The 19715-nt window shown below is 64.8% G+C and carries 17 protein-coding genes; 1 reads left to right on the top strand and 16 read right to left on the bottom strand.

Going from position 1 to position 19715, the window contains the following annotated elements; genetic code table 11:
• Positions 1-49 precede the first annotated feature (49 nt).
• The 14 genes from HZA32_01885 to HZA32_01820 form a co-directional block, all read right to left on the bottom strand.
• A complete protein-coding gene (locus tag HZA32_01885) occupies positions 50-2110 on the bottom strand; it encodes a TonB-dependent receptor (protein MBI5422807.1) in 2061 nt (686 codons plus the stop codon).
• 267 nt (positions 2111-2377) lie between these two features.
• Entirely contained in the window at positions 2378-3025 is a 648-nt protein-coding gene (locus HZA32_01880) for a hypothetical protein (GenBank protein ID MBI5422806.1), read from the bottom strand.
• An 80-nt stretch (positions 3026-3105) separates the two neighbouring features.
• Complete coding sequence (locus HZA32_01875; GenBank protein ID MBI5422805.1) at positions 3106-3300, bottom strand: hypothetical protein; 195 nt, start codon at positions 3298-3300, stop codon at positions 3106-3108.
• Entirely contained in the window at positions 3297-3605 is a 309-nt protein-coding gene (locus HZA32_01870) for a hypothetical protein (protein ID MBI5422804.1), read from the bottom strand. The genes HZA32_01875 and HZA32_01870 overlap by 4 nt, the downstream gene beginning before the upstream one ends.
• Before the next feature lie 29 nt (positions 3606-3634).
• Positions 3635-6778: a type I restriction endonuclease subunit R gene (locus tag HZA32_01865; protein ID MBI5422803.1), complete on the bottom strand. Its 3144-nt coding sequence runs from the start codon at positions 6776-6778 to the stop codon at positions 3635-3637.
• 25 nt (positions 6779-6803) lie between these two features.
• Positions 6804-8141: a DNA-processing protein DprA gene (locus tag HZA32_01860; GenBank protein ID MBI5422802.1), complete on the bottom strand. Its 1338-nt coding sequence runs from the start codon at positions 8139-8141 to the stop codon at positions 6804-6806.
• Positions 8138-10222: a DEAD/DEAH box helicase gene (locus tag HZA32_01855; GenBank protein ID MBI5422801.1), complete on the bottom strand. Its 2085-nt coding sequence runs from the start codon at positions 10220-10222 to the stop codon at positions 8138-8140. Before HZA32_01855 ends, HZA32_01860 begins: the two co-directional genes overlap by 4 nt.
• A 182-nt stretch (positions 10223-10404) precedes the next feature.
• Positions 10405-11517: a macro domain-containing protein gene (locus HZA32_01850; GenBank protein MBI5422800.1), complete on the bottom strand. Its 1113-nt coding sequence runs from the start codon at positions 11515-11517 to the stop codon at positions 10405-10407.
• Positions 11518-11538: 21 nt separating this feature from the next.
• A complete protein-coding gene (locus HZA32_01845) occupies positions 11539-12063 on the bottom strand; it encodes a DUF4433 domain-containing protein (protein MBI5422799.1) in 525 nt (174 codons plus the stop codon).
• A 74-nt stretch (positions 12064-12137) separates the two neighbouring features.
• Complete coding sequence (locus tag HZA32_01840; protein ID MBI5422798.1) at positions 12138-12554, bottom strand: hypothetical protein; 417 nt, start codon at positions 12552-12554, stop codon at positions 12138-12140.
• A gap of 35 nt (positions 12555-12589) precedes the next feature.
• Positions 12590-13948, bottom strand: coding sequence for an MBL fold metallo-hydrolase (locus tag HZA32_01835; GenBank protein ID MBI5422797.1), 1359 nt, complete (start codon positions 13946-13948; stop codon positions 12590-12592).
• Positions 13949-13982: 34 nt separating this feature from the next.
• Positions 13983-15248, bottom strand: coding sequence for a restriction endonuclease subunit S (locus HZA32_01830; GenBank protein ID MBI5422796.1), 1266 nt, complete (start codon positions 15246-15248; stop codon positions 13983-13985).
• Positions 15238-16932 carry a type I restriction-modification system subunit M gene (locus tag HZA32_01825; protein MBI5422795.1) on the bottom strand — a complete coding sequence of 565 codons (1695 nt, stop codon included), beginning with the start codon at positions 16930-16932 and terminating at the stop codon, positions 15238-15240. The genes HZA32_01830 and HZA32_01825 overlap by 11 nt, the downstream gene beginning before the upstream one ends.
• Before the next feature lie 166 nt (positions 16933-17098).
• Positions 17099-17764: a hypothetical protein gene (locus HZA32_01820; protein MBI5422794.1), complete on the bottom strand. Its 666-nt coding sequence runs from the start codon at positions 17762-17764 to the stop codon at positions 17099-17101.
• A 446-nt stretch (positions 17765-18210) separates the two neighbouring features.
• On the opposite strand from HZA32_01820, the gene HZA32_01815 reads away from it, so the two are divergent.
• The gene (locus HZA32_01815; protein ID MBI5422793.1) at positions 18211-18621 is read left to right on the top strand and encodes a PEP-CTERM sorting domain-containing protein; all 411 of its coding nucleotides are present in this window, start codon (positions 18211-18213) and stop codon (positions 18619-18621) included.
• On the opposite strand, the gene HZA32_01810 is transcribed toward HZA32_01815, so the two are convergent.
• Together HZA32_01810 and HZA32_01805 are read right to left on the bottom strand one after the other, a co-directional pair.
• Entirely contained in the window at positions 18615-19007 is a 393-nt protein-coding gene (locus HZA32_01810; protein MBI5422792.1) for a hypothetical protein, read from the bottom strand. The genes HZA32_01815 and HZA32_01810 overlap by 7 nt on opposite strands.
• A 3-nt stretch (positions 19008-19010) precedes the next feature.
• Positions 19011-19418, bottom strand: coding sequence for a hypothetical protein (locus HZA32_01805; GenBank protein ID MBI5422791.1), 408 nt, complete (start codon positions 19416-19418; stop codon positions 19011-19013).
• Between the last annotated feature and the right edge of the window lie 297 nt (positions 19419-19715).

Raw genomic sequence — 19715 nt, 5'->3', positions numbered from 1 at the left:
ATCCTTGGCCGGCTCGCCGGAAATTGGCACCACAATCGACACGGGGGGCTCAACCCTCCCAGCTGATGCCGAGCGTCGGGACGATTGGGAGCATGTCGCGCGGCTTCTTTCCGTCGCGCACGGCGCCGCTCACGATGCTCGGGTCGTAGTCGTAGGCGATCGGGTTGGCGCGGTCATAGGCGTTGAAGACGTCGACGAATACTGTCAGCACGCCGCGGCGCAGCGGGATCGTGCGACTCGCGCGCAGGTCGAGCCGGTGATAGTCAGGCAGCCGCTGCGCGAGCGTCGGGCCGAAACTGCGCACGAGCGTGCGGCTGCCGCTGGCGAGCGGCACGATGGTGTAGTTCACCGCGGTCGTCGGCCAGCCGGTGTGATACTGCCACGCCGCGCCGAAGCTCCAGAATTTGCCGAGCCGGTAGGTCGCGTCGGCGTAGAACGCGTGGCGCTGGTCGCGCGCGGCCGGCAAGGTCGCGCCGCCGACGTCCTGCGTCGCGCGGGAGAGCGCGTAGCTCGCGCTCCAATCAAGCGCGCCGTGACCGCGCCGCCGTGCGATCAACTCGAGTCCGCGCGCGTGGGCGCGCGTCGGCGCGAGCAGGATGCGGTCGGTCTGCGCTTCCGGAAAGATGCCGTAGGTGTCGTAGCGGTTGAACCACTGCGGGCGCGGATCGTGCGTGAGGCGCTCGTAGGCTTCGACGCGGAAATTCACGTCGCCGGGCAGCCGCTGCTCGAGACCGATCACGCGATGCTCGGCTTTCTCGGACGGGTGGAACTTGTCGTCGCCAAACGACACGGCGAGCTCGTGCGCGCCCTGCGCCTGCGCGTAGGCTCCGCACGCGGCGCGGAGCGTGGTGCGCGGTGCGAGTTGCCAGGCGGCATTGAGGCGCGGGCTCCAGTCGCGGTCGCCGGTCGCGCTGTTGCGGTCGAAACGCAGGCCGGGCTCGACCGCGACGGACGGAGCGACGGCGTAGCGCGTGGCGACGAACGCGCCGGCGGCGTCGTTGTCGGGTGCGGGCGCGAGGTTGATCGTGCGCGGCACGGCGGTGACGACGCCGTTCACGACGACGGCGTCCTCGCGATAGAGGTGATAGGAATACTCGGCGCGGTCGCGGCCGAGTTGCCAGCCGGCGCGGACGAGGAGTTGGCCGGAATCGGCGATGTTCCAGTCCTGTCGCAGCGCAGTCGCGGCGAGCGAGCGGCGGTCGCGGAGTTCGAGCCGGTAGCGCGGGAGGTAGATGCCGGCGCCGTCGCGCCGCCACGCGAGCCACGATTGCGCGAGGACGGTTTCGGAGGAGACGCGCTCGGACCACGTCGCGCGCCAGCGCGCCCAGGCGTAGTCGCTGTCGTAGCTGGAATGGAGGTCGGGACCGTCGGGGTTCTCGATGCGCAGCGTGTCGCCGGAGTGGAGCAGGTGCAGCGAAACAGTGTGCGCGGACGAGAGGTCGAATTCGGTTTTCGCGTAGGCATCCCAGTAGCGGGGAAAAATCTCCTCGGCACGGCCTTCGAGCTTGAGCGCGAGATCGGGATAGCCGCGGCGCACGCTGGCGAACCAGCGTCCGCGTCCCTCGGCGAACGTTCCCGCGGTGCCGGCGCGCATGCTCGTGACGCTGAGGCCGGCGGAATAGTGCGGCGTGGCGGCGGTGGGCGAGAGTGTGTCCATCGTGAGCACGGCCGCGGCGCGGTTGCCGAAGTCGGCGTTGAAGCCGCCGGTCATGAGATCGAGTTGGCTGATGGCGCGGAGGTCGACGATGGAGAGCGCGCCGTCGACGTCCTTGAGGTGAAACGGTTCGAGGAGGTCGGCGCCGTCGAGGCGGACGAGGAGCTGGCGTTGCGGCGCGCCGCGCACCCAGAATTTCGCGGTGAAGTCGTCGGCGGCGACGCCGGGCAGGCGCGCGATGGAGCGGAAAAGGTCCTCGCCGACCTGCGGGAGCGATTCGAGGTCGGCGCGGGTCAGCGTGGCTTTGGAGCCGTCGCCTTCACGCGAGACGCTGTAGCGGCTGGGCGTGACGACGAAGTCAGCGAGTTTGACCGGAGGCTCGGCGGGTGCGGCCGGCTGGGCGAGAGCCGTGCCGCACGCCAACGCCAAGGGGGCAAGCAAGGCGAGGGGACGCATCGCGGGAGAAAAACGCAGGCGGGTCAGCGAGGCGAGAAGCGACTGCGGCGGGGCGTCCAACAAATCAGGAGCCCGCGCGCGGGTCCCCGCTGCGTTTCCAGCGCACTTTGGACGCACGGCTGCACGGGATTGCCGGAATGGCGTGGCACGATGCGCCTGAGGTTGAACTTGCCGAAGGAGGACGGCGACGCGACCGGCGCGGGAGCAGAGTCGCGAAGCTGGCTCCTATGATCTGAAGCGGTGCTGCGGCGCTGCGTGCGCCCGAAATTAGGAGCGCGAAGCAGCGGGGTTGGAGGGGGGCGGACTTGGCAAGGCGAGTTTTTCGAGAGCCGCTTTGTAGATGCAGAGACAATCCTCGATCTGTTCCGGCGAGAGGTGCTGGAATTCACGGGGGAAGGCGGCCTTGGGCAATGTGGAGGCACGATGATCGAGGCCGAGGGCGGCGGCACCGCGACGCACACCGGCGTGGAGGTAGACTCTGTCGGGGCTGAGTCCGAGATAGGCTCCCAAGCGATGTGCGGTGTCGTAGAGGGTGAGGGCTCCGATGCGAGGAATACCCCGGCCTTGGTCACGGAGTAGCTGAACCAGAGCGGAGAAATTTTGGCAGCGGCGCACGTGGGCTTGGCTCGCCAGCAACCGATTCGTGAACGCGTGCAAGCTGGCTGCGGGAATTCGCCGCTGGTGGGAGAATCGCTTGCCGTTCGGCAGCCGGGCCATTGCGGCTTCCTCGATCGCGGCTCGAAGCGACGGGCTTTCCCGATAGTGCCGGAGATACGCCTGCTCGGCGGGCAGACGGCGCTCCTGATAGTCAGCGACAACTTCTTCAAGCGACGCCGAGCTGCGTTGCGGCTTCGACGCGCAGACGCCTAGTTTCGTCGCAGGTCGGCAATGGTCAGTGGCGCACGTCGGAACCATGGATATGAAAAGACGCGTTCGATGTCTCGGTTGAGATCCCTGACGCTTACGAGACCGCGTCCCGGACGCCCCGAGCTTCTCTACACTACAAGAGCAGTGAGCGGAGGCAGCCCGGCTCGTTCGCAGTAGCGCATGATGTGGCCAAGATGGTTGGCCAAGCCTTGTGCCGGCACACCGATCAACCCGCCAACGATTTTGTAGTTCAGCACCTGCCGGTTGTGCGCTGCGGCGATGAGCACCGGATAGATTTGGAGTGCCCGTTCGTGGGTGGTCATCCGCTGGCCTCCGTTCGGCTTTCCATTACCGTCACCTGTTTCACATCAAACTTGATGCAAAGGCCGAGGCCCATGTCGCGGCCGGCCTTGGTGGCGCGGTTGTAACGGTTGAGGGCCTGCACGCAGCTCTGCACGGCGACGGAGAACTTGAGGGCCTCCTCGAAGGTCATGTCGAGGTTGATGGACTTTGGGACAGTCGCGGTGCTGCCTGGAGAAAACGCCGGAGGCAGCCAATTCAGCTGGGCGGCGCCGTGATAGTCTTCCGATTTCTCCTTGGGCTTTTTGGTGAAGGCGCGGTTGGGCATGGGGGGATGGCGGTTGAAGTGTCTGCGCGCTAGTTGCTGCTCCATTCGTCGGCGAGTGCCTCGGCTTGCTCGAGCACGCGGGCGACGGCGTCGTCCTGTCCTTCGGGCGGGTATTTGTATTTTTTGAGGAGGCGCTTGATGAGGATGCGCATCTTGGCGCGCACGCTGTCGCGCACCTGCCAGTCGACCGTCGTGCTGCGGCGGAGTTGCTCCGTCAGCTCGGTGGCGAGCTGCTTGAGCGTGGCGTCGCCCATCGTCTGGAGGACCTCGGGGCGCTCGGCCAACGCGTCGTAGAAGGCGATTTCATCCAGGGACAGGCCGAGCTCCTCGTTGCGGCTGAGGGCGTCTTTGAAATCGCCGGCCATTTGGAGAAGCTCCTCGATTACCTGCGCGGTTTCGATGGCGCGGTTGTGGTATTTGCGCAGCGCGTCGAGCAGGCGGTCGCCGAATTTTCTCTGGAGGACGACGTTGGTGCGCGTGTGGGCCTTGATCTCGTCGCGCAGGAGTTTTTCCAGCAACTCCACCGCGAGGTTCTTTTGCGGCATGGCGCGGACATCCTCCAGAAACTCCTGCGAGAGCAGGCCGAGGTTGGGTTTCTTCAGGCCGGCCAGAGCGAAGATGTCTTCGACACCTTCGGAGACGACGGCGTTGTCGAGGATGCGGCGGAGCGCGGAGTGTTTTTCGGCCTCGGTCAGCTTCCGGTCCACGGCGGTGTATTTCACGATCGCGGCTTTCACCGCGCTGAAGAAGGCGATCTCGGTGCGCAGTTCCTCGGCTTCGTCGAGGGTGCCGCAGAGGGCGAACGCGCGGGTGATGGCGGTCACGAGATCGAGGAAACGCTTCTTGCCGTCCTTCAGGCCGAGGATGTGGTTCGCGGCCGGCACGAGCAGGGCCACAGGGCTCGTCTCGTAGCTGGAATAGTCGAAGCCGTGGAAGAGGGAGCGGCAGGCGTCCAGCTTGGCGCGAAGGACGTCGAGAAACTCCCCGGCATCGCGGCTGGGGGCGCCTTTGCCCTTGGAATCGGTGTAAGTCTTGAGCGCGGCCTTCAGGTCGTTGGCGATGCCGATGTAGTCCACCACGAGGCCGCCGGGCTTGTCCTTGAATACGCGGTTCACGCGGGCGATGGCCTGCATGAGGTTGTGGCCCTTCATCGGCTTATCGACATACATCGTGTGGCAGCACGGGGCGTCGAAGCCGGTCAGCCACATGTCGCGCACGATCACGAGGCGGAGCGAATCGGCCGGGTTCTTGAAGCGTTTTTCGATGCGCTTTTTCTGGCGCTTGGTGGTGACGTGGGGCTGGAGCGCTTTGTCGTCGGTCGCGTTGCCGGTCATCACGACCTTGATCGCCCCCTTCTCGATATCGGCATCGTGCCAGTTGGGGCGGAGGGCGACGATGGCGGCGTAGAGGCGGGCGCAGATGTCGCGGCTCATGCCGACGATCATCGCTTTGCCCGGCATGACGGCGTTGCGGCTCTCGAAATGGGCGACGACATCGGCGGCGATTTCCTCGATGCGCTCCTTGGCGCCGACGAGTTTTTCGAGGGTCGACCAGGTGCCCTTGGTTTTCTCGCGCTGAGACTCGTCCTCCTCGTCGACGAGCTCCTCGACCTCGGCGCTGAGCTTTTCGATCTCGGCGCGGTTGACGTCGAGCTTAGCGAGGCGGCTTTCGTAGAAGATGCCGACGGTGGCGCCGTCCGCCTTGGCGTCCTCGATGTCGTAGATACTGATGTAGTCGCCGAAGACGGCGCGGGTGTCGCGGTCGTCGCTTTCGATGGGCGTGCCGGTGAAGCCGATGAAGGACGCGCCGGGCAGGGCGTCGCGGAGGTGCTTGGCGAAGCCGTAGACGTATTGGCCGGTCTTGGTGTTGAGCCGCGCCTTGAGGCCGTATTGGCTGCGATGGGCCTCGTCGGAGATAACGACGACGTTGCTGCGCTCGCAGAGAGCCGGGTGCCGGGCCTCGCCCTCGCCGAGAGCGAACTTCTGGATCGTGGTGAAAATAATCCCGCCGGCCTGGCGCGAGGCGAGTTTGGCGCGGAGCTCCTCGCGGCTGTCGGCCTGCTCGGGGGTCTGCTTGAGGAGTTCCTGGGCGCCGCAGAAGGTTTCGTAGAGCTGGCCATCGAGGTCGTTGCGGTCGGTGACGACGACGAAAGTGGGGTTTCTCATCTCCGGCTGCTGGATGAGCTTTCCGGCGTAGCAAACCATGGAGATGCTCTTTCCCGAGCCCTGCGTGTGCCAGACGACGCCGGCCTTCCGCGACCCCGGCACGACCTCCTTGCCATAGGGCGCGCGCGATTCCTCGGTGCGGTTGGCCTCGGGCGGGGAGGAGGCAATCACGGTCACTCGCACCGCCTCCCGGACGGCATGGAACTGGTGATAGCCCGCGATCTTCTTCACGAGCCGGTCGCCATCCTGTTCGAAGAGGATGAAGTGTTTGAGGTAGTCGAGGAACAGCTCCCGGTCGAAGAACCCGCGCACGATCTTCTCCGCCTCAAACTCCAGCACCGGGTTGTCGTCTTCGCTCTTGATCGTGCGCCACGGCATGAAGCGCTCCTGATCGGCGGTGAGCGAGCCGATGCGGGCGGTAAAGCCGTCGCTGACGATGAGGGCTTCGTTGTAGTCGAAGATATCGGCAATCTCCTCCTTGTAGGTCTGGAGCTGCTGATAAGCTTTCCACACGTCAGCCTGTTCGTCGGCCGGGTTCTTCAGCTCGATGAGCGCGAGTGGCAGGCCGTTGAGGAAGGCGACAATATCCGGGCGGCGCGTCTTGTTTGGTCCCTTGATCGCGAACTGGTTGACGACGAGGAATTCGTTGGCGTCGAGGTTGGCGAAGTCCACCAACCGCAGGTCCTCGTGTTTGACCGTGTCGCCCTCGCGCCAGCTGACCTTGAGGCCGGAGAGCAGCAGTCGGTGAAAGTCGCGATTGCGCTGCTCGGCGACCGGGTGATCAAGCTTGAGCATGCGCTGCACCGCCTCTTCGAGCACGGCCGCGGGCACGCCGGAATTGAGTCGCGCCAGCGAGCGCTGGAGCCGACCGACCAAGACCACCTCGCGATAGTTCGCGCGCTCCGGTGCGATGCCGTCGGGGGCGAGGTCGGGACCGAAGACCGTCTCCCAGCCGCCGTCGCGGAACCAGCCGAGGCACTGCTGTTCGAGTTGGTCTTCGGTGAGCATCAGGGTTCGGCGCGAGTGCGCGTCTTCAGGCGAGGGTATCGCTCTGCGCGATCGCGCGAAACCGGGCGGGCTTGCTCTGCTTCACTTTCGCGAGGCTGCCCGCTTCGACCAACTCCTTGATCCAGACCTTGGCTTGCGCCTTCAGGATTCCCAATCGCTCCGCGATCTCCTCCTCGGTGCGGGGCTCCTGCAGCTCTTTCAAAAGCAGGTCGTGGGCATGGACGCGTAGACTAAGCGAGGGCGCGGTCGCGGAACCCGCGGTGGGCGCGGGCTTCGCCGCGGACGCAGGCGGCGGTGTAGCGCGCGCCTGGGAACCGTCCTTTTCGCCGGCCACGGTTGCGGAAAGTTCCGGGTAGGCTGCCGGCTCTTCGCCCAACGTGAGCGGCAGGGCGCCTTGCGTCGCCGGAGCGAGCGCAGCCTGCCGGGCCTTTTCGAGCAGCAGGTCGAAGGACGGCGCGTCGTGGGGTTCCGACCACGGCAATGCTCCTTTCCGCAACAGCGCCTCGTTGCCTTTGCCCGCGCCGCTGTCTTGGCGCACGAAGAGCGGCCCGCAGTGATACCGCTCCAACTGCTCCACCGCGCCGGCCCACGTGCCGCCTTTGTTGAAATCGCTGCTGACCACCAACGCGGCGTCGGCCAACGCGTAGATCAGTTTGTTGCGCTGCATGGCGTGCCCCACGTTGAAGCCCGCCGCCGGATCGCAGGGCGAAATCAGGACGAGTCGCCCATCCATCAATCCTTCGCGGTGCTCTCGAGCGAGCGCCGCCCGTTCGAGGCTGTCGGCCAGCACGCCGACGGTAACTCCTCCAGCCTGCGCGGATCCGCGCATCGCCGCTTGGTCGATGCCTCTGGCGCCACCCGACACGAGGCTGCGTCCAGACCGGGCAATCAATTGCCCGACCTTCGCCGTATACTCGAGCAACGCGTCGTCGACGTGCCGCGAGCCCACGACGGCGAAGCCGCCCGACTCCAACAAGGCCGGATCGCCGCACCCGTAGACCACCGGCGGGGCGTCCTCCTTCAGTCGGGTCTTGAACCGCGAAGGATAAGTCGCGTCCGCCCGGCTGATCACCCAGATCGCGCGCGCATGCCAGCGCTCGACGGCTTGGCTGAGCAGGAAGCCGCGTCCCAGCAGGGTCTGCAGGCGTGACCCCGCGAAAGCCGGGCCGCACAACGCGAGGACGGCGGTCGCATCGGATCCGATCAGGTCGGCCGGTTGCCGCTGCCCCTGGCGAAGCAGTCGGGCCAGCCGGTTGTATTCGCCGAGGCTGAGAATGTCCGCCGCCGACGCGCTACGCCCAACCTCCAGCGGGGCGGTGAGGAGCAGGATGGCCTGGGTATTCGGAGTGAGCGGAGCGATCATTCGTCGGCGTCGGCGTTGGCAGTGGAGGCCAAAGCCAAGGGATAAACCGGCCCGCTGCCATGCGTGGTCAATAGATACGCCGCGACGGTGAGAGTCCATTTCGAATCCACCATGTCGTCGATCAGCAGCACGGGCCCGGATGGAATTCCCTCCGCGCGCACGCGCAGCGAGCCGTCCACGTTGCGCGCTTGTTGGGCGCTGTTCGCCATTTCCTTCTGAGCCGGCCGATCGTCGGTCTTCTCCAACACCGCCGCGAAGGGGAGATTCAACGCTCGCGCCAGTCGCTGGGTGAAATCCGGCACCAATGCGGGATGCCGGCGCGACGGGATGCACGTCACCCAAGCCGGCGGAGGCTGCGGGGCCCACGAACGCACCATCGCGGCGCAGGCCTCCACCAATTGATCCGCAAATCGGCCGTCGCGGGACTTGCCTTGCCGGACCAGCGCTCCCCAGCCGGCATCGCCCCACACGCACAACACCTTCCCGGGCTGCGCTTGGTGCGCGGCGTCGATCCGCCCCGCCACTCCCACGTGCGGAAGCCCTCCCGTGGGCCATTGCTTGCGCGGCGCCGAGGGCAAGCTCGTCCGCCGCAGGAACGCGGTGGCTTCTCGCGCGAGGGCTTCGTCGAAAGTGGCCCGGAGCGGCGCGAGCCGGGGCGGCGGATGATTCCCGCTTTGTCCATCCAAAGCCCGAATGAGAAAATCCATGTGGCCGGCCGTGAGCGCGACGTAGTCCTGCATCTGCCGCTGCTCCTCGCGGCGGAGTTCGGTCAGCCGCCGCGCTCTTTCCCAAAAGGCCTCGGTCAGGCTCGCCGCCGTGAGCGTCCACTTGGTGCCTTGCTTCGCAATCGGAGCCGGCGATTCCAGCGACATCAGCTGCAGCGCCTTCTCGACTCGACCGCGACTGACGTTGAGGCGCGGCAGGATTTCGTTGATCGACAATCCGGTCGGCGCGTCCCGCAACGCCTGCAACACGGCGCCGACTTCCTCGCGCGACGGGAACGCGCTTTCGATGAAATAGTCCGTGATGCCGATCTCTTCGGCGCCGCTCAGGAGCACGCCGTGCGCCGCCGCGAGCGCCCGGCCGGCCCGGCCGACTTGCTGGTAATACGCCACCACGGACCCCGGGGTTTGGTAGTGAATCACGAACGCGAGGTCCGGTTTGTCGAAGCCCATGCCGAGGGCGGTCGTCGCCACGAGCGCCTTGACGCGGTTTCCCAGCAGGGCGTTTTCCAGTTCCACGCGCCGGTCGCCCGTCTCGCCGCTGTAGGCCTCGGCCGCGATGCCGCGGGATTGCAGCCAGCCGGCGACTTGCACGGCATCGCGCACGGTGAGGGTGTAGACGATCCCGCTGCCGTTGAGGCGGGGGAGATGCGTGGCCAGCCAAGCCATGCGCCCCACCTGGCTCGGAATGCGGATCGTCTGCAGGAGGAGCGAGGGGCGGCCGAGTTCGCCGCGCGATACCGTAAGGCCGGGGCCGAGCACCGCTTGGAGATCGGCCAACACGCGGTCGTTCGCCGTGGCGGTCGTCGCCAGCACCCGCAGGTTGGCCGGCAGCGTGCGGACGATGCGTTCGATGAACCGGTAGTGCGGCCGGAAATCGTGGCCCCAATCCGAGATGCAATGCGCCTCGTCCACCACCAGCAGCGAGACCCGGCCCGCGATCGACGCGAGGACCTCCGAGCGGAAATGCTCGTTGGCCAGCCGCTCCGGCGAGATCAGGAGGATGTCCACCTCGTCGCGCGCCAACTGCGCCTCGGCGTCCGTCCACTCGGCTCTGTTCTCCGAATGGATGGTCACCGCGCGCACGCCCATCCGCTCGGCGGCGGCGATTTGGTTGCGCATCAGGGCCAGCAGCGGGGAAATCAAGATCGCCGGACCGAGGCCCTGCTCGCGCAGCAGCTTGGTCGCGATGAAATAGACGAAGCTCTTTCCCCAGCCGGTCTTTTGCACGACGAGCAACCGGCCGCGGCCTTCCACGACATGACGGATGGCTTCCTCCTGTCCGTCGCGGAAGGTGGCGGCCGGTTGCTGGGCGCCGGTTCTTAGAAGCTCGAGGGCACGGGCGGGAACATAGGACATGATCGTCGTCGGATCGAAGGATTCACGGCCCGTGAATGTGAGTGGAGTTGAAGGGGAGGATTCATGCGGCGACCGCACGAAATCGCCGGCGCGAGCCGGGATCGAAGATCGTCGCCGTTACGGCGGAAGCAGCCGAGGCGCTGCGGTTCGAGTTGGTCTTCGGTGGCATCGCCGGCGGCTGATTACACGGCCTCCGGCAGCGATTCGCTGAATTGCAGCTTCATCCAGCCCAGCATGACCAGGCTGCGGATCGCCATCGCGACCGCCTCCTGTTTGGGCTGCTCCCGCCACGCCTTCTTCCAGTGGAGCACGTATTCCAGCAACGCCTGCTCGGCGACCTCTTGTTGCGGCAAGGATCTTTTCAACTCGCGGCTGGCGTATAGAACCGTGACCAGCTCCTCGGCCTGATCGGTGTTCTTGATGCGGCTGAAGAGGTCGACCGTCTTGACGATCCGCTTCCGATGCTCGGCGATAGTCGCGGAGAAACGCTCGCGATCCTTTTCGTATTGTGGTCCGACGCGCAGCGCGAGCATCTGGCCGAGGCGCTCCTCTTGGAGCCAGTTGCGATTGGCGAAGTCATGCAGCGCCAGTTTTACGTTATCGGCGAATGGGCCATAGCTGCCCTTGCCGAACTCGAAGCCGGTCTTCACACCCATCTCGGTCAGCACATAACAGATTTTCTGGAAGATCACCCGTCCGACCGGCGGGGCGTAAGGTTGGCTCGAAAGTTCGCGCAGCACCTCCATGAGAACGACCCATTCGGGGTTCAATTTGGCGAACGTGCGCCCGCGTCCCTCGAGGCTCATCTGCGCCGGGCCACCGAGAAACTCGTCTGTCAGTTCGCCCTTCGGCGTGCCATAGGGCGCGTAAACTTCGATGGAAATGGGCAGGCGGTGAAGCTTGCCATAGATCAACGGTCCGACGTCCGACCAGTCGAGTCCACCGTTGCCGCAGCCGAGCGGTGGAAAGGCGATGCTCTCGACGCCCCATTCCGCGTAGTGCTGGACGAAGTAATCGAGGCCGCGCTCGATGTCAGCCAGCCGGGAGGCGGCGCGCCAGTGCTCTTTGGTCGGAAAGTTGACGATCATCGCCCCGGCGAGATCGCGATAGAGATACGGCTCGCCCAGCTTCACCTGCTGGCGGTCGCAGCGCGCGACATAGTCTTCGAACATCGCGGGAAAGCGGTTCTTGAACTCCAACGCGACCCCTTTGCCCATCACGCCGACGGTGTTGACCGTGTTGACGATCGTCTGGGCTTTGCTGGTGAAGAGATCTCCGATGAGAGCCTTGAACATGAGGAACGGCGTGCGAGCGGGTTAGCGGAAAAACAAATGCGGATCGATCCGGACGGAAAGAGCGAAACCGAGCTGACGCAACCTGGTTTCGGCCGCCTGATCGACCACGGCGGCGCCGGCGATGAAGCGCGGCTCCACGAGACGAGGCACGAGCACCTCGGCGCATTTCTTCGACTTTTTCTCGAAGTAGCGAAAACGGTCCGTGTCGCGCCAGTCCGCCGCATAAATGGCGTCGAAGTCCAGCAAGTCCGCCTGAGAGGGATGCAGGAAACGCACCCAGTCGCTGGAGGCATTGCGATCCGCGAAGACCACGCCGTCGAGCTGGGCAATGCTCCGCGACACGCAAAGCACGCAGAGATCGGACGCCTGCTCCTGCCGGGCAAACATCATTGGATTACGGGCGTGAAAGTAGAGGTTCGCGTAATGGTGCAGCATGAGGCCGCCCGGCACGCGCTTGACGTCGCGGCGATCCTGCACCGGCTGCATGGCGACCGAGTGGTGTTTCAACTTGGACGCCCGGTCGTAGGACAGGATGCCGTGCTCCATGATCGAGGGCACATTGGCCATCGGCATGATGCAGTGAAACTCGGTGACTCGCGCGTCCATGAGTTTGCCGCTGTTTATTTTCCCGCCAACCACCGGCGGACTCCGGCCCGGAGGGACGTCGTATCGTCGACATCGACCCGCCAGAGCGTGCCTTGCTTCACCGAGCCGCGGATCCGGTCGGTGAGGCTCTCCGCGTCCTTGTCCCACCAGGGCGTCATCTTCAGGTAATTGGTGGGAGCAGCCGGCACGAAATAGAGGCGGTGGTCGTCAGGTTCGCAGCGGTCGAGCACGGCCCAACCGTAGATGCCCGGGTCGTTGCCGCCGGTGCGCGCGTAGAAGAAGACAACCGTGTCACCGGTCTTTGGGTTCTCGCCGTCGCCGCCACGTTTGGTGCCGTAGCCCCAATGCCAGCGCACTCCTTCCCAGATTTCGTAGCGGAAAGTCTCGGGCGACCAATCTTGGGCGTTCAGTTGGTAGAGCCAGGTGCTCATGGGTTTACTGCCTTTATAGATGGAAGCTGAGATATTTATGAGAACGTAACTTCGATAAAAAAACCGACCCCGCGGCGTTCGTGGCTCCAAAGCACGTCGAAATCGAATCCATAGTGCAGACACTCGATGACGTCGAGATGCGGGTGCAGGTAGCTGTTGCGCAGCCCCGCACTCGTGAAGCCTAGTCGGTGCCCGTCGTCAAATAGGTCGCCGTCGAGCTCGACGTTGTAACGCGACCCATGATGCGGAATTTGTAGCAACCAAGTGCTCGGGAGTTCCCACGCATAGTGTTTCTTGAATTTCGTCAGCGTGACCCCTTTGAGCGCAATATCCCCGGTGAGTAGGCACCCGACCTCGCCCTCGCGGTGGAACCACGAGTGACAACGCCGCCAGCAAGCACCGAGGATGGTCGCCATGGCCGTGGCGCCACTGGCGTGCGCATGAAAGACCCTTGAGGGGGATGCAGTGAACGCTGGCCCGTGCCAAAGGCATAGGCTCACCTCGTTATGGACGGATGACACCTTTTGATAGGCGGTTCGCAGGGCTTTCCGCCCCTTTTCTGTGCGCAATGTCTGCAGGATGCTCTGATTGGTGACAGGTTGACCACCGAGGGCGGCTTCGATCTCCCCTAGAAACTCACGGCAGCGGCGCTCGTCGTTCGATTCGCCGGTCGCTGGAACCACACCATAGTTGCCGGCAGCAACCACTTTCTCAATGGCCGCGCGCAAGCCCTGCTTTTGAAACATCCTGAGCCGCCATAATCCTGAGATCGTCATGGCGCCTGCGTCGGATATTCCCTTGGCGGGGGCCGGTGCCGCTTGTCCGGATTCAGCAGCATGAGCCGCATCGATCCGCTTTTCGGCGACCAACCGGTCAGTCTCGAGCTTGAGTGCCGGGAGATCGTTAAGGCGCTTCAGAAAATCCGGCCCGGGATCATTTTGTCCGAATTGATCTCCATCGCCATCCCCGTTGCTCTCTCCCACGAGGTAAACGTTCTCGGCCCCTAGTCCCCGGAGAGTCGCGACGGGATCGGCCAACAGATTGTAGTAGCTTTCAGGCTGGTTCGGGTAGCGGGCAACGTAGATTGCCCTTTCCAGCGGTGAAAGGTAGGGCAAGAATACATCTTTGACGCCGTGCGTGGTCCGCAACAGCTCGTCGACGCCGTTCACATGATCGGCATCGAGATGCGAAAGCACCAGTAAATCGAGCGGACGATGCCGGAGCTCACGGCTGAATTCTGCGATCTCATCGGACAGCCGGGTTGCATCGGTGAGCGAGCCGCAATCGTAGACGAAGGTATAGACATCGCGATTCCTGATCTGGAGGGTGGCGGAATAAAAGCCACCTTGGCCGATGGGGCGTTGATGAGCGTTGCACGCGAGCGTAGTGGGCATGGTTGAGGTTCTGAGTTTGGCCCGTGAGAAAATGCTAGTTCGCCACCTCGACTTCCCCGCTCAGCAGCTTCGGCAGCAGCGTGTCGCGCAGGGTGGCGAGGGTGCGGGTTTGTTGTTTGTTCGCGACGATCCGGTCATACCAAGGTTGGCAGAGCTTGGCGAAGGCGGCGTGAATTTCCGGCGACGGAATGATCACCTTGAATCGGTCGATGTCGTTTTTTCCGAGGTGAATGACGGTCGTTGCCGTCTCCGTCGCCTCAACGTGGGCAAGTGGAGCAATGATGCTGTTGCGGACGAATGCGGCGGAATAAGCGGGCTTGGGGGCGAAGACGCACACTCGCTGGTTCAACCATGCTGGCACTCCGCCCCAAAGATAGGCGCGGAATTCACCGTCCATGCCGACAACCACATCGCCGGGCTGGACCATATGGCCTTTGGGGTGAACTTCAGGCGTGCAAACTCCGGGGCTTTCGTCGGCCAAGTCACGAATACGGATCAGCGGCTTTCCGTCCCCGTCTTCGTTGAACTGCTTTGAGGAAAACGGGGCGCCGTAGATGACGTCGGCCGCCTCGTAAATAGAGCCGACACGCCACCCGTCCGGAATTTTTCCGAGTTCGGAGTCTTGGAAGGTAGCGGGGAAGAGGGCGGCGGTTTTCTCGGCCATGTCGGAGGGTTGGCGGCCGGCGGCTTTGGCGTGGACGGGGTCGAAATCCACGAACCAGCTCTGGAACAGCGCCCGCGCCATCGCCTCCAGCGTCGCGTTCATCCGCCGGTTCAACTCGATCTTGTCGTCCAGCGTCCCGAGGATTCGCGCGATGGCTTTTTGTTCGGGGAGGGGCGGAAGCGGGACCTTAACAGTTTTGAGGTCCCTCAAGTTGATGACTTGTTGGACGGAGCCCAAAGACTGTGCCCCCAGCGCTTCTTGTCCTTTGGGTGACTGAAGAAAGTAACTAACGAATCCAGAATCTACCCCACGTCTGAGTCGCACCAAACCGACCTGCCTGGCGATGTTGGCCCCAGCGAGAGATGCGGGAGCAATTGCAACCTGCCCCGGATTGCCGACCAACGATACCAGCAATTCCCCACCTCGGAGTAACGTTCGGCGATACTGCTGCGACACTTCGGCTGTGATGGTTCTGAGCTGCTCAATCAATACACGGCCACCGGCAATATCGCCTCCCCGAACGAAAGGCACCTCTCCCTCGTCACCCGGCTTTACGACGCCGTAGGTGATAGGAGATGTTTCCTCGGCAAGAGTCTCGAGAGGAACTGAGTCCCAAGCTACTGACTCAGCGGCCATACCCGAGTCCCTCCAAATTCGCTTTGATGGCCTGCTCCAGTTTCGCCGACTCGGCGAATTGGGCGTTTAGCTCGGTGACGAGCTTCTGCATCTTTTCGTCGAAGGGTTCGCCGTCGTCCGCGATGTCCTCGGCGCCGACGTAGCGGCCGGGGGTGAGCACGTGGCCGTGGGCGGCGATCTCGGCGAGGGTGGCGGATTTGCAGAAGCCTTTGACGTCGGCGTAATCCTTACCGCGTTTCCAGGCGCGGAAGGTGCCGCTGATCTTTTCGAGGTCGGCGGGGGTGAAGTCGCGGAGGACGCGGTCCTTCATGTAGCCGAGCTGGCGGGCGTCGATGAAGAGGATCTGGCCGGAGCGGTCCCGGGTCTTCGGCTCACCGGGACGGTTCGCCCTACCTTTTTTGTTCTTGGTGAGGAACCAGACGCAGGCGGGGATTTGGGTGTTGGTGAAGAGCTGGCCGGGGAGGGCGAGCATGCACTCGACGAGGTCGGCTTCGACGAGCGCGCGGCGGATGTCGCCTTCGCCCTTGGTGTTGGACGACATGGAGCCGTTGGCGAGCAGCAGGGCCATGGAGCCGTGCGGGGCGAGGTGGTGGAGCATGTGCTGCACCCAGGCGAAGTTGGCGTTGCTCTTCGGCGGCGTGCCGTAAGCCCAGCGCGGGTCGCCTTCCAGCCGGCCGTCCCACCATTCGCTGATGTTGAAGGGCGGGTTGGCCATCACGTAGTCGGCGCGGAGGTCGGGGTGCTGGTCGTTGAGGAAGGTGTCGGCGGGTTGTTTGCCGAAATTGAAGTCGATGCCGCGGATCGCCATGTTCATCGCGGCGAGGCGCCAGGTGGTGGGGTTGCTCTCCTGGCCGTAAACGGAGATCGCGCCGAGCCGGCCGCCGTGGGCCTCGATGAAGGCCTCGCTCTGCACGAAGAAGCCGCCGGAGCCCATGGCGGGGTCGTAAACCTTGCCGGAGTAGGGCTCGAGCATCGCGACGATGACGGAGACGATGCTTTTCGGGGTGTAGTATTGGCCGCCCTTCTTGCCCTCGGCCAAGGCGAACTGGCCGAGGAAGTATTCGTAGACGTGGCCGAGGATGTCCTTGGCGTTGAGGCTGGCGTGGCGGAAGGGGATGGAAGAGACGACTTCGCTGATGAGGCCGACGAGCTTGGCGGGCTCGATCTGGAGCTGCATGTAGCGGTTTTTCTCGATGACGCCCTTGAGGCGGGGGTTTTCTTTTTCGACGGCTTCGAGGGCGTCGTCGATCAGGCGGGCGGCGGAGCGGAAGGTGTATTTCTCGGTCTTGCCGTTGCGGATCTCGATCTCGGTGTCGGGCGCGAGAGCGGCGTTTTCGCGGATGGTTTTCCAGCGGGCGAGGGGCGGAACCCAGAAGACGTTTTTCTCGGTGAAGTAGTCGCGGTCCTCCAGTTCGTCATGGATGGCCTTGGCGTAGGCGGCGTCGGTCTTGTAATCGGCCCGGTCGAGAAAGTAGTCGCTCTTCGGGTCGCGGAAGGAGGCTTCGAGTTCCTCGCGGCGGAGATCGAAGGCGTCGGAGACGTATTTGAGGAAGATGAGACCGAGGACGGCGTGCTTGTAGACGGCGGCGTCGAGGTTGGAGCGGAGGCGGTCGGCGGCGTTCCAGAGCTTCTTGTCGAGGTCGTCGAGGAACTGCTGTTCTTCGGAGGTGGTGTGTTTGGTCACAGCAAGGAAAGGCGCGAGGTCGAGCGAAGCAGGCCACCGTGGCCCGCAACCGAGGTGTCTTGGGTAACCGAGCAGCTTGGCCCCGCCGAACGGTTTCGCGTCAGGACTTTTTGCGAGCGGGACGGGACGGGCAACGCGAAAGTGGGGCGCGGGCGCTGCGGCGGGCTCAGCTCTTGCGCGAGAAGTCGATGACGACGATGGGCTCGTCGGGCTTCTGCTCGGTGATGATCTCGAAGGAGCTTTGGGCGCGCGTGGCGCTCCAGCCTTTGGTGTCGAAGAGTTCGAGGTAGGCTTTGCCGAGGGTGCGGTAGCGGCCGGACCAGCCGGGGACGGCGCGGGCGGGCTCGGCGTCGATCTTCACGCTGTCGACGCGCATCGCGGCGGAGCCGGCGACGTATTCGTAGCGGTAGAACGTGAGCGCGCGGTCGATGGCGGCGGCGCGGTGAGCGGCGGCCGCGGTGGCGGAGGCATCGGGCGCAGGCGCGGTCGCGGGCGGCGAGGTGTTTGACGAGGTGACGGTGCGCGGCGGCGGAATTGGGTCTGTGCCGCTGGAAACCGTGCCGCCGCTAGCGGGCGCGTTTTGGCGGAGCTGATCGGCGAAGGGCGCCGGCACCAGGCTCGCGGGGATCGTCATCGCCTTGCCGCCCGCGATGACGAGGAATTTGTCAGTCTTGGCGTCGTAGGAGCGCACGACGACGTCGCGAAGGGTGCGCTTGTTGAGCAGATCGAGGCGTTTGAATTCGAGCGTGGGATTGTCCGGTTCGGTCGCGGCGGTGGATGCGGCCGAGAGCAGTGCGAGCAGGAGCGGCAAGAGCGCACGGATCGTTTTCATGGAAGACGCAGGGATGCGGATGGCCCGGCCGCGGAAACAAGATTGCGCCGCGCGTCGGTGCCGCAAGGGAGAAGTGGCTTGGTCGTTCCACGGTGCGTGTGGGTGCGGGAGCCGAATGGCGCTTGGGGTCAAGCGCCCCTACCGGTGCACCCTGGTCGAAAGAGGAGTTGTGCGCGGCGGCGGCGCGGGCGTGTTTGCGCGCGATGAATGCACGATTCCGGTGGTGGCTTGCTCTGTGCGGTGTGGCGTGGCTCGTGGCGGGCGTGGGCTCGTTGCCCGCGCAGGTGGTGACGTATCAGGTGACGGGCTCGTTCGACCCGAGGAACCTCAAAGGACAAGAGTCCGCGGAACTCTTCGGAATCACGGAGTTTCCCGCGACGTTCAGCGCGACGTTCACGTTCGATCTCACCCAGCATCCGCAGGTGTTGTTCGTGCCGGCGGGAGAGATGTTCGATGGCGTCGAGGCGGCGCATCCGTTCTACGCGTTTCCGGTGGCTTCGCTGATCTCGATGTCGCTGACGACCGGAGCGAAAACGTGGACCTCGGTCGACGTGGTCGGCTACGGGTGGAATGGCACGGCAGCGGCCATCGCGGCCGACACGGACCTCAAGACTCCGCCGTCGCTGCTGCAGATCCATTTCGAGGACGGAACCGGGAACGTGTTTCGGATCGGCGGCATGGCATCCGGCGCGACGATCGAGATGTTCAACGAGGTTTTCACGGCCGACGGGTCAACGGGAGGGCAGGCCGGCGGGTCGTTCACCATCTCGGCCGTGCCGGAGCCGTCGACGTATGCGGCGATCGCGGGGGCGTGCGCGTTGGCGGGCGTGGCGCTGGCGCGGCGGAGACGCTATTGATTGGTGGGTGGCGTCGGCGCGGCGGGCGGGCTGTCTTTGCCGAGGAGGTAGCCGGCGATCGCACCGAAGAGGCCGACGATGGGCGTGAGTTGCTCGTTGCTGTAGCCGACGAAGAGCAGGAGCGCGGAGAGGCCGATGATCGTCACGATGCCGATCACGCGGAGGATGGTCAGGCCGGTGGCGGAGGTGCGCCAGAGCAGCACGGCGCAAACGAGCACGGAGAACGCCATGAAGCCGAAAGTCCACGCGGTGAGGAAGCGGAGCATCTCGGGTGTCCACACGGCTTGGGCGTGCGTGGTGGCGAGAGATTCGGCGGGGACTTTCGTGGCTTGCGCGGCGGTCTGCGCGTGGGCGACGGCGGCGTCGAGTTGGGCGTCGGTGGGCATGGCTCAGTTGTTGTTGGGGGTGGCGGGTGCGGTGGCGGTGGCGACTTTCTGTTCGAGGCGGGCGACGTGTTCCTGAAGTTGGACGACTTGTTGCTCGAGGGTGTTGAGGTGGGCGCGCAGGCCCTTCATGTATTCGGATTGCACGCCGAGCGCGGCGCGGATGGAGGCGAGTTCGCTCGCCAGTGCGCTGGAGCCGGCGGCGCCGGGAGTCTCGAACTGGAACGGTTGCTTCTGTCCGCTTTTGGCCCCTTCGGCGGGGGTCTGGTCGGTCCAGCCTTTGCGGGGGAACTGGATTTCCTTGGCGGCTTCGGAGAGGTCGAGCTTGGCGCCGGCGGCGGGGCGCTGTTGGGCGAGGACGAGGATGGCGCCGAGCGCCACGAGGGGAGTGAGCAGGAGGAGTCGGGTTTTCATGGGGAACACGGGGGCGTGAACGAGGAGCGGGGGGCGAAAGCGGACGGCCGGAAACCGGGCGCCGCGAAGGTCGAGATGCAGGCGCGCTGTCGCGCGGGCAGACGTCGCTGGAGGCGGACGAGCGGGGACGGAGTGCGTGGAGTGGGGCGCCGAGGACGTCGGCGCGCGTCTGGCCCGTGACGGGCGGAGGCTGGGTCGGCGGGCGCGGACCAGCAAGTCTCATTGCGGAGACGGAAGACGGAGGACTGAGGACGGAGGACCGAAGACGGAGAACGGTAGCGCCGCGCGAGTGGCCGC

It is taken from the genome of Opitutia bacterium (assembly GCA_016217545.1).
GTDB lineage: Bacteria > Verrucomicrobiota > Verrucomicrobiia > Opitutales > Opitutaceae > Didemnitutus.
The sequence above is the reverse complement of the archived record's forward strand: the minus strand, read 5'-3'. Positions and strand labels throughout refer to the sequence as shown.